The sequence below is a fragment of the Micromonospora sp. NPDC047707 genome (assembly GCF_040704235.1).
Classification (GTDB): Bacteria; Actinomycetota; Actinomycetes; order Mycobacteriales; family Micromonosporaceae; genus Micromonospora.
Genome location: NZ_JBEYSU010000009.1, coordinates 224,369 through 237,958 on the forward strand (window position 1 = coordinate 224,369; position 13,590 = coordinate 237,958).

14 protein-coding genes and 1 riboswitch are annotated in these 13,590 nt (G+C 74.5%); of the genes, 5 read left to right on the plus strand and 9 right to left on the minus strand.

The genetic code is table 11. The features are described from left to right. Positions 1–84 precede the first annotated feature (84 nt). Together AB0873_RS13540 and AB0873_RS13545 are read right to left on the minus strand one after the other, a co-directional pair. The gene (locus AB0873_RS13540) at positions 85–492 is read right to left on the minus strand and encodes a hypothetical protein (protein ID WP_366599966.1); all 408 of its coding nucleotides are present in this window, start codon (positions 490–492) and stop codon (positions 85–87) included. Between the two features lie 115 nt (positions 493–607). Then, complete coding sequence (locus tag AB0873_RS13545; protein ID WP_366599968.1) at positions 608–757, minus strand: hypothetical protein; 150 nt, start codon at positions 755–757, stop codon at positions 608–610. Positions 758–1,239: 482 nt separating this feature from the next. Here AB0873_RS13545 and AB0873_RS13550 point away from each other — a divergent pair, with 482 nt between their 5' ends. Next, positions 1,240–1,602 carry an STAS domain-containing protein gene (locus tag AB0873_RS13550; RefSeq protein WP_155330857.1) on the plus strand — a complete coding sequence of 121 codons (363 nt, stop codon included), beginning with the start codon at positions 1,240–1,242 and terminating at the stop codon, positions 1,600–1,602. 109 nt (positions 1,603–1,711) lie between these two features. Here AB0873_RS13550 and AB0873_RS13555 read toward each other — a convergent pair whose 3' ends face one another. Beyond that, positions 1,712–2,536 (minus strand): 5'/3'-nucleotidase SurE, encoded by an 825-nt coding sequence (locus tag AB0873_RS13555; protein ID WP_366599969.1) that lies wholly within the window; start codon positions 2,534–2,536, stop codon positions 1,712–1,714. Next, the gene (locus tag AB0873_RS13560; protein ID WP_366599971.1) at positions 2,533–3,519 is read right to left on the minus strand and encodes a PfkB family carbohydrate kinase; all 987 of its coding nucleotides are present in this window, start codon (positions 3,517–3,519) and stop codon (positions 2,533–2,535) included. Before AB0873_RS13560 ends, AB0873_RS13555 begins: the two co-directional genes overlap by 4 nt. Before the next feature lie 168 nt (positions 3,520–3,687). Between AB0873_RS13560 and AB0873_RS13565 the strand changes: the two genes are divergently transcribed. After that, positions 3,688–4,143 carry an SRPBCC family protein gene (locus AB0873_RS13565; protein ID WP_366599972.1) on the plus strand — a complete coding sequence of 152 codons (456 nt, stop codon included), beginning with the start codon at positions 3,688–3,690 and terminating at the stop codon, positions 4,141–4,143. A 51-nt stretch (positions 4,144–4,194) separates the two neighbouring features. Here AB0873_RS13565 and AB0873_RS13570 read toward each other — a convergent pair whose 3' ends face one another. The 4 genes from AB0873_RS13570 to AB0873_RS13585 form a co-directional block, all read right to left on the minus strand. Further along, positions 4,195–5,241: a hypothetical protein gene (locus AB0873_RS13570; protein ID WP_366600009.1), complete on the minus strand. Its 1,047-nt coding sequence runs from the start codon at positions 5,239–5,241 to the stop codon at positions 4,195–4,197. 17 nt (positions 5,242–5,258) lie between these two features. Next, a riboswitch (cyclic di-AMP (ydaO/yuaA leader) is annotated at positions 5,259–5,390 on the minus strand. A 152-nt stretch (positions 5,391–5,542) separates the two neighbouring features. Further along, positions 5,543–6,460, minus strand: coding sequence for a cation diffusion facilitator family transporter (locus AB0873_RS13575; protein ID WP_366599973.1), 918 nt, complete (start codon positions 6,458–6,460; stop codon positions 5,543–5,545). A gap of 86 nt (positions 6,461–6,546) precedes the next feature. Continuing rightward, the gene (locus AB0873_RS13580) at positions 6,547–8,664 is read right to left on the minus strand and encodes an AAA family ATPase (RefSeq protein WP_366599975.1); all 2,118 of its coding nucleotides are present in this window, start codon (positions 8,662–8,664) and stop codon (positions 6,547–6,549) included. Positions 8,665–8,782: 118 nt separating this feature from the next. Beyond that, positions 8,783–9,721: an alpha/beta hydrolase gene (locus tag AB0873_RS13585; protein WP_366599976.1), complete on the minus strand. Its 939-nt coding sequence runs from the start codon at positions 9,719–9,721 to the stop codon at positions 8,783–8,785. Positions 9,722–9,870: 149 nt separating this feature from the next. Here AB0873_RS13585 and AB0873_RS13590 point away from each other — a divergent pair, with 149 nt between their 5' ends. Continuing rightward, a complete protein-coding gene (locus AB0873_RS13590) occupies positions 9,871–10,497 on the plus strand; it encodes a carbonic anhydrase (protein WP_366599977.1) in 627 nt (208 codons plus the stop codon). Between the two features lie 130 nt (positions 10,498–10,627). Here the strand turns inward: AB0873_RS13590 and AB0873_RS13595 are convergent, their stop codons facing one another. Next, complete coding sequence (locus tag AB0873_RS13595) at positions 10,628–10,957, minus strand: hypothetical protein (RefSeq protein ID WP_155330865.1); 330 nt, start codon at positions 10,955–10,957, stop codon at positions 10,628–10,630. A 311-nt stretch (positions 10,958–11,268) separates the two neighbouring features. Here AB0873_RS13595 and AB0873_RS13600 point away from each other — a divergent pair, with 311 nt between their 5' ends. Next, positions 11,269–11,760 carry a DUF3145 domain-containing protein gene (locus AB0873_RS13600; protein WP_155330866.1) on the plus strand — a complete coding sequence of 164 codons (492 nt, stop codon included), beginning with the start codon at positions 11,269–11,271 and terminating at the stop codon, positions 11,758–11,760. A gap of 96 nt (positions 11,761–11,856) precedes the next feature. Continuing rightward, positions 11,857–13,590: a glycoside hydrolase family 3 N-terminal domain-containing protein gene (locus AB0873_RS13605; RefSeq protein WP_366599978.1), complete on the plus strand. Its 1,734-nt coding sequence runs from the start codon at positions 11,857–11,859 to the stop codon at positions 13,588–13,590.

Sequence of the window (13,590 nt, forward strand, 5' to 3'; positions counted from 1 at the left end):
CCGCCGTCGATCCGGCGCCCCTGGCGAGGGGCAGCGCGGGCCCCGGACGACGGCGTCGTCCGGGGCCCGTCCGGTGCGTTCTGCTCAGCCGTCCAGGTTGGCGGGGGAACTGGGCCGGTCCACGTCGACGAACTCGATGTCGTCGACCGACCGGTCCGAGCGGCTGCCCACCGCGCGCGCCGCGGTGCCGGCGGCCCAGCCGATCGCCGCACCGACCAGGGCGGCGCTGATCAGCAGGGTCCACGGCAGCGCCGGCCGGCGGCCGGCGAGGGCGTCGAAGGCCAGGGTGGCCCGACGCCGGGCCTCCTCGGCCGCCGCGCCGACCAGGTCGCTGGCGTCGTCGGCCAGGTCGGTGCCGCCCCGGGGGGCGGAACGGGCGGTGTCACGGACGCTGTCCCCCGCGGAGCTGACCGCCGAGGCCAGGTGCTGCCACGCCTGATCCGCGATCCGCTCCGGCCTGCCACGGCGGTCCAGCAGCTTGGTTCCGAACATGTCTACCTCCTCGGGGTGCCGAAGCCGGCGGCCACTTCGGACTCGGCGTCTCTCCGGCGGGTCACGGTCCTCCTGGTCCGGCATTGCCCCGGGACGGGATGCCGCAAACCGGGGGTCAGCGCAGGGCGACCACCGCCGCCGTCACACCGCGCGCGAAGTCGTCGTCGTCGTCATCGTCGTCGTCCCCGCCGCCGCCGAAGCCGCAGGCCAGCATGAGGGCGAGCAGCGCGCCGACCCCGGCCAGCGCGGCAAGTCTCCGGATCATCGATCGTCCTCTCCGTCGCGGTACCGTCCTGCCCGCCGATGCTAGGCACACGAAACAACCCTGCCGAACCGTCCACGCGCAACTTCCCCGAAGTAGTGGCATCACCGGTCCTCGGAGGGGACAACATCCCGGATGGTGTCCGGATCTTGGCGGGCGACACGCGGCCTCCTGGCGCACGGCGGGCGCCGTCGCAGGGTGGCGGACCGCAGGTCAAGGTGGTGGGCGCCGGGTGGCGGGCACGCCCGGGAGGTCGGGTTGCGGCCGGAGTGGCCGAAGCCCGCTACCCTGGTTCGGCGGCCGTCAGCGGCGGTTGATTGTCGGGAAACAGAAGGTGAAATGTCCGGATATAGGCGGCTTGGTGCCCCGGACCACAAGAATTGCTCATCCTGAGGGGTGGCGACCGAGGGCGTCGGAGGAATACTCTCGGTCGCGGCCCGCGTACTGATGAGGCGCCCGTCGGACGGGCGAGTGGAGGTGCTCGCGTGAGCCTGTCGATCGTGAAGTCGGTGCAGTCCGGGGGTGTCGTCGAGATCGCGCCGCGCGGCGAGATCGACGTCGACACCGCGTACGAGGTGCGCGAGGCGATCGCCGAGGTGCTGGCCAAGGGGCGTCCCGCCCGCATCGAGCTGAACATGCGGCTGGTGACCTTCATCGACTCGGTCGGCATCAGCGCGATGGTCGCCGGCTTCCAGACCGCCGAGGTGAGCGGCGTCAAGCTCGTGGTCACCGAGCCGAGCCGGTTCGTGCACCGGCAGCTCTGGGTGACCGGCCTGCTCGGGCTCTTCGGCGCCCCCGAGCCCTACTACGCGGGCACCCCGGCCCCGGAGGTCCTCCCCGGCGCCTGAGCGAGTGTCCGTCCGGGCCGAGCCCGCCGCGCGAAAGCGAGGGCCGTTCAGGCCGGGCCGAGCCCGCCGCGGAAGCGAGGGCCGAGCCCGGTGAGGAAACGAGGGCCGGTCAGTCCGGGTCGAGTCCGGTGAGGTCGACGTCGTGCACCTCGGTGACCGCCCGGACCGCCGTCACCGACGCGTACCCCTCGGCGAGCAGCGCCACGTCGGTGCCGGTCTGCGCCGCCTCGCCCGGCTCCTCCAGCGCCGTCCGTACGAAGCCGTGCCCCGCTTCGGCCACCGTCATCTGCACCTGACCGAAACTGGCCAGCCGGCCCCGGCGTACGCCCCGCAGCCGGGCGAGCGGCACGTCCGGGGCGTTCACGTTGAGTACGCTCTCCACCGGCCCGGCCGTCAGCCGGGGCAGCAGGTCCAGGGCCACGTGCGCGGCGGTCGACCAGTGCCGCTCGGCGTCCCGGACCCGGGCGGCCGCCGCCACCGCCGCGCCGCCGCTCACGGCGGTGGCCTCGCCGGCGGAGAGCACGTCCAGGGACACGGCCATCGCCCGGCAGCCGTTGGCGGCGGCGGTGAACGCGGCACCCACCGTGCCGGAGTGCAGCACGGCGCGGCCGGCGTTGGCGCCCCGGTTCACGCCGGAGAGCACGACCGACGGCGGCGGCCCGAACGCCCCGTGCACCGCGATCAGCGCGATGAAGCCGGGCGAGCCACCCACCCCGTACGCCGGCACCCCGTCCAGCCCGGGCAGCGGATGCACATCGACCACCACGTGACCGTCCCGCTCCACGGCGGTCATCGCCGCGCTCGTGCCGCTCGCCTCCTCGCGGGGCGCGGCGACCACGACGTCCAGGCCCCGGTCGACCGCGGCCCGGGCCAGTGCCGCGATGCCGGGTGCGGCGATCCCGTCGTCGTTGGTGATGAGCACTCGCACGGTCATCGCTCGGCCGCCCGGTCCGCCAGCTCGTCCGGAGTCGTACGCTCCTGCTGGCGGCTGCCCGCCGGCACCAGCCGGACCCGCTCCACCAGCCCCCGGATCGAGTCGAGCCGGCCGGTGCCGAGCCCGTGCCGGGTCACGTTCAGCGCCCCCGCCGCGGCCCCGGTGCGGACCGCCGTCCGGATGTCGCCACCCCGGGCCACCACGGCGGCCACCCCGGCGGTCATCGAGTCGCCCGCCCCGCGCGGGTCGGCGGCCTGGAGGCGGGGCATCTCCACCTCGAACACCTCGCCGTCGACCAGGGCGAGTGCCGGCTCGGCGGCGCGGCTCACCACCACGTTCTCCGCGCCGCCCGCGTGCAGGTCGTACATCGCCCGCGCGAGCTGGTCCTCGTCGTCGCCGGCGGCCCGGCCGTCGGCGATCAGCTCCTCGTGGCTCACCTTGAGGAAGAAGACGCCGCTGTCCAGCACGGCGGCCAGGTGCTCGCCGGCCAGGTCGACGACCACCTTGCCGCCGTTGGCCCGCAGGTCGGCCGCGAAGCGCCGGTAGAGCTCGGCCGGGACGAGGTGCGGTTGGTGAGGTCCGCTCAGGATGCTGACCGGCGCGCGCAGCCCCTCGCCGAGGGCCAGGTTGTACAGCTCGTCCAGCTCGTGCCGGCCGAGCGCCTCACCCGGTACGTCCACGACCTCCCGGCGGGTGCCCTCGCGGCGGTCGTGCACGTACCCGCCGTTCCCGCCGGAGTCGCGGACCACCGTCTTGAGGTCGACCCCCTCGCTGACCAGCAGCGGCTCCAGCACCTGGCCGACCTCACCGCCGAGCGCCGTGCAGAGCACCACGTCGACCCCGAGCGAAATGATCATGCGCGCCTGCCAGACGCCCTGGCCACCAGGGTGCAGGTGCAGCTCGGGGGCCTCGCTCGGTTGGTCGACCGTGACCGTGAGCCGTGGCGTCGGCGCGAAGACCATCACGTGCTCGTTCACCGGCATCGCCTCCCACCCGGGTCGCCGTCCACCACGGACCGTCGTACCCCATCAGCCGACCGTAGTCGGGCGGGTGGGTGAATTCCGGGTGTCCCCAAGGTGTCGGGCCGGACGTTGCCAGCACCCGCGCGGGTGGGCGACGATCTGGCGAGGCGACGACGGTGGGGAGACGGCGTGCTCAGGCGAGGATCCTTCAGCTACACCGTCCAGGCTCGCTGTTCACCGGCGGTCGCCGCCGAGGTGCTCGCCGACCCGGTCCGGCAGGTGGAGCTACACCCGTTGATCGTGCGGGTCCGGCGGCTCCGGCCGCGTTCCGGCACCCACGCCAGCTACGCGATCACCGACCGGCTCGCGGTCGGGCCGGTGCGCCTTCCGGTCACGTACCGGGCCGACGTGCTGGTCGCCACCGCCGACGAGGTGGTGACCGTCGCCCGGCAGTGGCCGGCGACGACCGTCCGCAACCGCACCCGGCTGGAGGCCGAGCCGGACGGTGTCCGCATCGACGTGGAGATCACCCTCGCCGCGCCGGCGCCGCTGTTCGGGTACGCCTTCGCGCAGGCCCGGTCGGCTCACCTCGGCCTCGCCAGCCGGCTCGGGGCGATGCTGGACGCCGGTCCGCCGGCCGCCTGAACGACGGCGCCCGGGCCCTCCGTTGTCGGGAGGGCACCGGGCCGAGCGGCGTCAGTACACGGACAGGTGCACGTGGTTGGTGTGGTCGCTGGACGGGTCGCCGCCCGCCCCGCTGTACGACTTCCACCCGCTGCTGGGCAGCCAGATCTGCCGGTACCAGATCACGTAGAGCACGGCGAGTCGGTCGGCGTTCTTGACGAAGAACGCCGACAGGTTGTTGCCGTACGTCCGGTCGCCGCCGGTCGCGTCGCCGCCGAAGCCGTTCTTCTGGGCGGCGAAGTCGCAGGCCCGGCCCTTCGGGTGCTCACCCGACCCGCCGGAGCGGTAGCAGGAGACGTAGCGGGTGAACCCGGCCGCCTTGGCCTGGTTGAGCGCGTGGAGCGTGCGCGGGGTGATGCAGCCGTTCGCGGGCGTCGGGTCGTTGACGCTGCACGACTCCGACGGCCAGGAGCCGTCCGAGTTACGCGGGGCGGGTGCGGCCGTCCGGGACGCGCTCCGGCTGGCGGCGGGTGCCTCGGCCCGGGAGTTCGCGACGGTCAGCGCCTTCTCGGCCTGCTGCTTGCGCTTGGCCATCACCGCCTGCTGCTTGCGCTGCTCGGTGATCTCCACCTCCACCGCGAGCTTGGCCTTGCTGACCTGCTCACGGGTCTCCAGCAGCTCGCGCAGGGCCTGGTCCTCGTTGGCGGCCACCGCGTCGAGCGCGGCGGCCCGGTCCATGAAGCCCTCCGGCGAGGTGCTGTTGAGCAGCGCCGACGCGGTGCCGAGCCGCCCCGTGCGGTACGCGAGGCCGGCGATCTGGCCGACCCGGGAGGTCCGCTCGGTGAGCTGGGTCTCGGTGGTCTTGAGCTGCTCGGCGAGCTGCTGCTGGCGCTTGACCGAGGTGTCCAGGGCCCGCTTCGCGTCCAGGAAGCCCTTGCTGGCCGCCTCGAGTTGGGCGCGCAGGGCGGGGGTGCCGCCTTCCGGGTCGCCGGGTGCGGCGGCCTGGCGGGCCGGGGGAGCGGCCGCCGCGGAGGCGACCGGCGTGGCGGCGAGACCGAGGGTGAGCGCCGCGCTGAGCAGGGCCGCCACGCGGGCGGCGCGTCGTCGTACGGGTGCCACTTCTGGCATCTGTCCACATGTCCTTCCGTCAGCCGCCGACCGGGTTAGCTGACGGGTTCGGGACGGAAGATCCCTACCGCTCGACGCGGATGCACCCCAGGTACCTGGTTCCCCGGCTCGCCCTGCGGGCGATTAGGCGGCGGCCACCGCCGGCACCGGTGCGTGCCGCCTGGCGGAGGCCGGAACAGAGCCTACCGGGACGGTTGGGGCAGGTGCAGCGGATGTGACTGACGGTGTCCGCGTGGTCACCGCCTAATCCGACATCAATGGACAATAGCCGCTCAGACCACGGATGTGTCCGTTACCACTCAACCGCCCCGCAGCTCCCAGGGGCCGCACCGGGCTCGATCTGCAACGTCGCGTGCTCGATGCGGAAGTCGTCCCGCAGGGCCGTCCGCGCGGCGGCGAGGACCGTGCCGACCTCGGCACCGGGGGCCAGGGTGAGGTGCGCGGACGCTACCTCCATCCCGGAGGTGAGGGTCCAGACGTGCAGGTCGTGCACCTCGGTGACGCCCGGGACGGCGACCAGCCGGTCGTGCACGGCGGTGACCTGGAGGTGCTCCGGGGCGGCCTGGACGAGGATGCGCAGCGCCGCCCGCCCGAGCCGCCAGGTGCGCGGCAGGATGAACGCGCCGATGGCGACCGCGACCAGCGGGTCGGCCCACCACCAGTCGGTGGCGGCGATGAGGAGTGCGGCGCCGATGACGCCGAGCGAACCGAGCAGGTCGCCCAGCACCTCGAGGTAGGCGCCCTCCACGTTGATGCTCTCCCGGGCGCCGGACCGCAGCAGGGCGAAGGCGCCCACGTTGGCGAGCAGGCCGAGGACGGCCACCGCGAGCATCGGACCGGTCTGCACCTCCGGCGGGTCGCCGAAGCGCCGGACGGCTTCGACCAGCACGAAGATCGCGACACCGGAGAGCAGCACGGCGTTGGCGAGCGCGGCCAGCACCTCCAGCCGGTAGAGGCCGAAGGTGCGCTGCGGGTCGCCGGTGGTCCGGCGCGTGGCGGTGAGCGCGGCCAGGGCCATGCCGATGCCGAGCACGTCCGTGAACATGTGTCCGGCGTCGCTGAGCAGGGCGAGCGAGCCGGTGCGGAACGCGGCCACGGCCTCCACCACCATCAGGGTGGCGAGCAGGGCGAAGGCCGCCCAGAGGCGTCCGCGGTGCCGTTGCGCCGCGTTCGCGACCGACCCGTGGTGGTGGTCATGACCTGCGCCCACGCGGACACCTTCCGTCACCCGTCCGGACTCGCGTCCAATCTATGCTCACATCGCTATGTATGCAACTGAGGTCGGCCACCCGATCCTCAGCCGGTCGGGTCGACCGTCGTGAGCCGCTGCGTCGCCCGGGACAGCGCCACGTACAGGGTCCGTACGCCCGACGCCGCGTCGGCCCGGATCTCGCTCGGAGCGACCAGCACCACCCCGTCGTACTCCATGCCCTTCGCCTCCAGGCTCGTCACCACCTGCAGGCGCGGCGCGCCCAGCCCGCCCAGCCACCCGGCGACCTCGTCGCGGCGCGGCACCGGTGTGATCACCCCGACCGTCCCCGCGACCTCGGCGAGCAGCGCACTGGCCGCCTCCACCACCGACGTCTCCAGCTCGGCCGGCGGCACGACCAGCTCCACCGGGTCGACGCCGGTCGACCGGACGGCGGTGGGCAGCGGCAGGTCGGGGTCGAGCCGCCGGATCTCCGCCGCCGCCACGGCGAAGATCTCGGCCGAGTTGCGGTAGTTGGTGGTGAGCGTGAAGTGCTGCCGGCGGCGGCGGCCGAGGGCCTGGTCGCGGGCCCGCACCAGCTCGTCCGGGTCGCCGGTCCACGCCGTCTGCGCCGGGTCGCCCACCACCGTCCACGACGCGAGTCGCCCGCGTCGACCGATCATGCGCCACTGCATCGGCGAGACGTCCTGCGACTCGTCGACCACGACGTGGGCGTACTCGCGGTAGTCCTCCGGGCGCTGGCGGGCCGCCTCCCGGGCGGCGCGCTGCCGCTCCGTGAACGTGCTCAGCTCGCGTACCCCGCCCGCCAGCTGGAACGGGTCCCGCTTCGGCCGGGCCGGCTTCATCGGCTTGCCGAGCAGGGCGTCCAGCTCGTCCAGCAGCGCGACGTCGGCGATGGTCAGCCCCTGGTGGTCCAACGTCCGGTACGCGTCGGTGAGCAGCCGGATCTCCCGGCCGGAGAGCACCCCGCCCGCGTACCGGCGCAGCCGGTCCGGGCGGGCCAGCCACCCGAGCACGTGGCGCGGATGCATGCGGGGCCACCACGCCTTGAGGAACTCGCGGAACTCCGGCCGCTCGGCGATCTCGTCCTCGAACGCGCGCTGCTCCGGCAGGCGCGGGACGCCCAGCCGCCGGGCCTGCGCCCAGAGCGCGGCGAAGACGCCGTCGAATCCGGCCCGGCGGACCTCGTTACGCCGGGCGCCACGCGGCAACGCCCGGTCCCGGATCGCGTCCAGCTCGCGACGGTCGATCCGCAGCAGCTCACCCCGGTAGAGCAGACGCAGCTCGCCGGGACCGCCCGGCACCGCGTCACGGGCGGCCCGCTCCAGCACCCGCCGCATCCGCAGTGAGCCCTTCACCGCCGCCACCTCCGGCGGGTCGGTGCGGGTCGCGCGCATCCCGGGGAAGAGCGCGCCGAGCGAGGCCAGCGTGGCGGTGTCCTCGCCCAGCGAGGGCAGCACCGAGGCGATGTACTCGACGAAGACCGCCGACGGCCCGACCACCAGGATGCCGCCGCCGGCGTACCGGCTGCGGTCGGCGTAGAGCAGGTACGCCGCCCGGTGCAGGGCGACCGCCGTCTTGCCGGTCCCTGGACCGCCGGAGACGATCGTGACCCCCGAGCCGGGGGAGCGGATCGCCTCGTCCTGCTCCCGCTGGATGGTGGCGACGATGTCCCGCATGCCGCGCCCGGTCGCCTTGGACAGCGTGGCCAGCAGGGCGCCGTCACCCACCACCGTCATGTCCGGCGGGGCGGCACCCGGGTCGAGCAGGTCGTCCTCGATGCGGGTGACCCGCTCCCCGCTCGACTGGATCATGCGCCGCCGGACGACGTCCAGCGGCTGCGCCGGGGTGGCGCGGTAGAAGGCGGCGGCGGCCGGGGCGCGCCAGTCCACCACCAGGGTGGCGGCGTTCTCGTCGCGGATGCCGAGCCGGCCGACGTGCAGCACCTGCCGGTCGCGCAGGTCGAGCCGGCCGAACACCAGCCCCTCGTGCTCGGCGTCGAACAGGTGCCGACGCTGCGCCGCGTGGAACACCATCGCGTCCCGTTCCACCAGGGCGCCGAAGTTGCCGACCCGGGCCAGCCGGTAGCCCTCCTTCTCCGCGCGGATCGCCGACCGGCGCAGTTCGGCCAGGCGTGCGTACACCCGGTCGAGGTGCCGCTGCTCGACGGCGATCTCCTGTTCCAGCGCGGTCTGGTCGGTCAACGCTCGCTCCTCCTGACGTCGACGGCGAGGGCGGCGCGGTACGCGCGGCCGTACGCCGGCCAACCGCACGAGGGTACGGCCCCGGCGCCACCGGCGGCGCCAGAGGTGCGCGAACGCGCTAGGCGGCCACCGCCGACGGTCCGGCGTCGGCGGCGGCGGAGCGCACGAGCACCCGGCGCAGCACCCCGGCCAGGGCGCCGTTCACCTCGTCGGGGCGCTCCATCATCAGCATGTGCCCCGCACCCGGGCAGACGGTCAGCTCGGTCGCCGGCAGCGCGGCCGCGATCGACTCGGCACACGGCGGCGGGGTCAGCCGGTCCCGGTCCCCGACCAGCGCGGCGGCCGGCAAATGGGCCAGCTCGGCCAGGGTCCCCAGCCGGTGCTGCGCCCCGATCGAGGCCCGGAAGCCGCCGATGGAGCGTAGCGACGCGCGGGCCACCGCGGAGGTGACCAGACGGATGTCGGTCGGGTCGCAGCGGTCACCGAAGAGCATCCAGCGGATGCTGGGCCGCAGCGCGCGCAGCAGCGCCCGGGGCGGACGCCAGGACCCGCACCGGGCCAGGACGCCGGCACCGGTGGTCTCGGCGAGCCGGATCAACCGGGCGATCCGGGGTGAGAGGCCGTAGACGGTGTGCGTGTGCCCCTCGGCGGTGGTGGCGACGAAGAGCAGCCCGGCGACGCGGGCGGCGAAGTGCGCGGGGTGGCGGTGCGCGTACTCCATGATCGTCATACCGCCCATCGAGTGACCGGTCAGCACGACCGGCCCGGCCGGGACCACCGCGTCCAGCACCGCGGCGAGGTCGTCGCCGAGCTGGGCCAGGGTGGCGGTCGGCAGCGGCATGCAGCTGGAGCGGCCGTGCCCGCGGGCGTCGTAGGTCACCACGCGCACCGCACCGGCGAAGCGTTCCCGCAGGTCGACGAGTTGCCGGTGCCAGGCGCGCCCGTCCAGCGTCCAGCCGTGCAGCAGCACCGCCGTCACCTCGGCGTCGGCCGGACCATCGATCTCCACGTGCAGGCGGACGTCGTCGGGCAGTCGTACCTCCCGTACCTCCGGCATCGCCACCTCCCCCGGGCCGCACCAGTCCGTCACACCGGGGATACCCGGTGGTAACACCGGCTACCCGTCATGACATCACGCCAACCGCGCCCGGGAGAAGATTCGGAACCCGGCCCGCGAACCCCGGCGTACCGGTCAGGCTGACCGGCATGGCAGCAGCGCCGCACCACCCGGGTCGCCGCGCCGGGGGTACGCCCCGCGCCGCGCTGGCCGAGCTGCTCGCCGGCAACCGGCGGTTCGTGAGCGGCCAGCCGATCCACGGCCACGACGTCACCGCCGCGGCCGCGGCCGCCTCCGGTGACCAGCAGCCGTACGCCGTCGTGCTCGGCTGCATCGACTCGCGGGTGCCGCTGGAGGCGATCTTCGACCAGACCTTCGGCTCGATCTGTGTGATCCGGACCGGCGGGCACGTGCTGGACCGGGCCGTGCTCGGCTCGATCGAGTTCGTGGTCGGGCAGCTCGGCGTACCGCTGGTCATGGTGCTCGGCCACGAACGGTGCGGCGCGGTCGCGGCGGCGGTGGAGGCGCTGCGCGCCGGTGAGCGGCCCGGTGGCTCGCTCGCGCACCTGGTCGACCAGATCGCGCCCGCGGTCACCGAGGTCGGTGTGTCCGACCCGCGGGTGGGCCCGCTGGCGATCCGGCGGCACGTGCAGCGGACGGTGGCCGCGCTGCGCGCCGACGACCTGCTCGTCGCGCCGGTCAGCGCCGGGCACGTGGCCGTGGTCGGCGCCCTGTACGACCTCGCGACCGGCGAGGTCACCCCGCTGACGGAGTAAGGAAGGGCCCCTTCTTGACGCGGACGGTAGAGGAGGGGTCCCCTGTCGACCCGTCGGCGGCCGGCGCAGACGCGGAACCGCCCGCCGGGAGGTGTCCCGACGGGCGGTTCGCGGTTGCTGCGGGAGGGGCTCAGCCCTCGAAGACGCCGGCCTCGACGAGGCGCTTCTCGGTGGCGTCCCAGCCGTCGCCCGGGTGGGCGGCGTTGAGCGCGGACAGCTCGGCCCGGATCTTGGCGGCGTGACCGGCCGCGGCCAGCACCCGGATCTCCTCGACGAAGGCCTCGGAGTCGGTGCGCAGGTGCGCGGTCTTGCCGTTGGTCAGGTTCCGCACGTAGGCGTGCTTGCCGCCGTTCAGCGGGATCACGTACTTGAACTCGCCCAGCACGCTGAGGGCGCCACCCTGGCCAGCCTGGCCGGCCCGGACTGACGCGCGCGCGGTCTTAGAGGTGTTGCTCGCCACGGAGGTACTCCTTGCAAGACGTACGGGAGGACGCGGTAGACGTCCGGGGGCTGGGTGCGGGCTTCACCCGGTGGGTGGTCCCGCGGAAGACGTTCGCGGCACAGGCCGCCGATGGAACTGTACACGACCACGATCCCTGGCTGGTCACCGCGTCGTGGTGGTCAACCACGGTCACCCGACCGGCTATTCCACCGGCGAATTTTCCGATTCTCTGGCGCACCATCCGTCACAGCAGTCATCATGTGTTCCAGAAGCCACCCGGCTGGCCGAGGTCGTAGGGGAAGACGCACCTCGCTCTCCGGGAGGTCACCGTGCCAACGCGTGGCGTCGTATACGTCCACTCGACCCCGCTCGCCGTGTGCTCACACGTCGAGTGGGCGATCGCGCGCGTCCTTGCCGCGCCGGTCAGCCTCGAGTGGACCGCTCAGCCCGTCGACCCCGGCGCCCGCCGGGCGGAGTGCGGGTGGACCGGTCGTCCGGGTACGGGCGCCGAGCTGGCTGCTGCCCTCCGGCAGTGGCCGATGATCCGTTTCGAGGTCACCGAGGAGCCGAGTCCCGGCGCCGACGGGGAGCGCTTCATGTACGTGCCGGGCCGTGGCCTGTTCCGCGCCACCGTCGGCGCGGCCGGCGACATCCAGCTCGGCGAGGACCGGCTGCGCAGCATCATGGCGGGCGCACGGGCACCGGAGGCCCTCGCGCACGCCCTCGACAAGGCGCTCGGCACCGCCTGGGACGCCGAGCTCGAGCCGTACCGCTACGCCGGTGACGGCGCGCCGGTGACCCTGCTCACCCGCGTGGGCTGAGCCCCACGCGGGCCCCGCGAGGCGGCGCCGCACGAGGGCGGTGGCCGGTCGGCCCGCGTAGGGTCGGGTTGCCCCGATTAGCGTCGAACTGGTGGGATGACTCGCGTGTCGACAACTCTGCGGCGTGGCGGCGTCGCGCTCGCCGTACTGACCGCACTGCTCGTCTCCGGCTGCGCCGACCCGCGGGAGACCGCGCCCCCGGCACCGGCGGCGAGCGTGCCGTCGGCGGCACCCACCACGCCGGTGCCGGTCCCCGCCGGGGACCCGGCCGCCCACGCCGCCGCCCTCGTCACCCGCCTGGCCGACGAGGACCTCGTCGGCCAGGTGCTGATGCCGTACGCCTACGGCGACGCCGCGGACCGCGTCTCGCCCGCGTCGGCCGCCGGCAACCGCTCCCTCGCCGGCGTCGACACCCCCGCCCAGATGATCGGGAAGTACCGCCTCGGCGGGCTGATCCTGGTCGGCTTCAGCGCCGACGACCCCACCAAGGGCAACCAGGAGACCACCAACGTCGACAACCCGAAGCAGGTCCGCGCGCTGACCAGCGGGCTGCGCGAGGCCGCGGCCGACCTGCCGGCCGGAGCGGCACCGTTCCTCATCGGCACCGACCAGGAGCACGGGGTGGTCACCCGGATCACCGACGGCGTCACGCTGCTGCCCAGCGCGCTCGCCGCCGGTGCGGCCGGGAAGCCGGAGCTGACCGAGGCCGCCTGGCGGGCCGCCGGCACCGAACTCGCGGCGATGGGCGTCAACGTCGACTTCGCCCCCGTCGCCGACGTGCTCGTCACCCGCAGCACGGTCATCGGCTCCCGCTCGTACGGCGCGGACCCGAAGGCGGCGGGGGCACAGGTCGGCGGCGCCGTCCGGGGCCTCCAGGCCGCGGGGGTCGCGGCCACCCTCAAGCACTTCCCGGGCCACGGCCACAGCGCCACCGACTCCCACACCGACCTGCCGGTGCTCGACCAGCCACGCGCGGCGCTGGAGGCCGGCGCCTGGGTGCCGTTCCGGGCCGGTGTCGACGCGGGCGCCCTCGCGGTGATGTCCGGCCACCTGGACGTGCGGTCCGTCGACCCGGGCACCCCGGCGACCTTCTCGCACAAGCTCCTCACCGGCGTGCTCCGGGACCAGCTCGGCTTCAAGGGCGTGGTGATCACCGACGGGATGAACATGGCGCCGGCGAAGCGCTGGTCGCCCGGGGAGGCCGCGGTGCGCGCCCTGAAGGCGGGCAACGACCTCATCCTCATGCCGCCGCACGTCGGGCAGGCGTACGACGGGCTGCTCGCCGCCCTGCGGGACGGCTCGCTGCCCCGCGCCCGCCTGGTGGAGGCGGCGACCCGGGTGCTCACCATGAAGTTCACCCTCGCCGGCCGGGCCACCCCCGACCTGTCCACGCTCGCCGCGCCGGCGCACCGCGACGCGGCCGGAGAGCTGGCCGCCGCCGCGGTGACCGTGCTGCGCGGGCCGTGCGGCGCGCCGGTGCGCGGGCCGGTGACGGTGACCACCTCCGGCGGCCGGGCGCACACGCGGGCCGCGTTGACCGAGGCGCTGACGTCGGCCGGGGTGCGCGTGGTCCCGAAGGGCGGCACCGTCGTCCACCTCGTCGGATACGGCGACGGCGCCGACGACCTGCGTGCCGACGCCGCGGTGACGGTCGCCATGGACACCCCGTACGTGCTGGCCAAGGCCACCTCACCGACGCTGCTGGCCACGTACTCGTCGAGCCGGGCGTCGATGACCGCCCTCGCCCGGGTGCTGGCCGGAAAGGCGCCGCCGGCCGGTCGTTCCCCGGTGCCGGTGCCCGGCCTGCCCGCCACCACCTGCGCCGGTTGA

Excerpts from the sequence above, each read along its gene's own strand:
- AB0873_RS13540 (WP_366599966.1), bottom strand. The coding sequence starts at position 492 with ATGTTCGGAACCAAGCTGCTGGACCGCCGTGGCAGGCCGGAGCGGATC.
- AB0873_RS13545 (WP_366599968.1), bottom strand. The coding sequence starts at position 757 with ATGATCCGGAGACTTGCCGCGCTGGCCGGGGTCGGCGCGCTGCTCGCC.
- AB0873_RS13555 (WP_366599969.1), bottom strand. The coding sequence starts at position 2,536 with ATGACCGTGCGAGTGCTCATCACCAACGACGACGGGATCGCCGCACCC.
- AB0873_RS13560 (WP_366599971.1), bottom strand. The coding sequence starts at position 3,519 with ATGCCGGTGAACGAGCACGTGATGGTCTTCGCGCCGACGCCACGGCTC.
- AB0873_RS13585 (WP_366599976.1), bottom strand. The coding sequence starts at position 9,721 with ATGCCGGAGGTACGGGAGGTACGACTGCCCGACGACGTCCGCCTGCAC.
- AB0873_RS13590 (WP_366599977.1), top strand. The coding sequence starts at position 9,871 with ATGGCAGCAGCGCCGCACCACCCGGGTCGCCGCGCCGGGGGTACGCCC.
- AB0873_RS13605 (WP_366599978.1), top strand. The coding sequence starts at position 11,857 with ATGACTCGCGTGTCGACAACTCTGCGGCGTGGCGGCGTCGCGCTCGCC.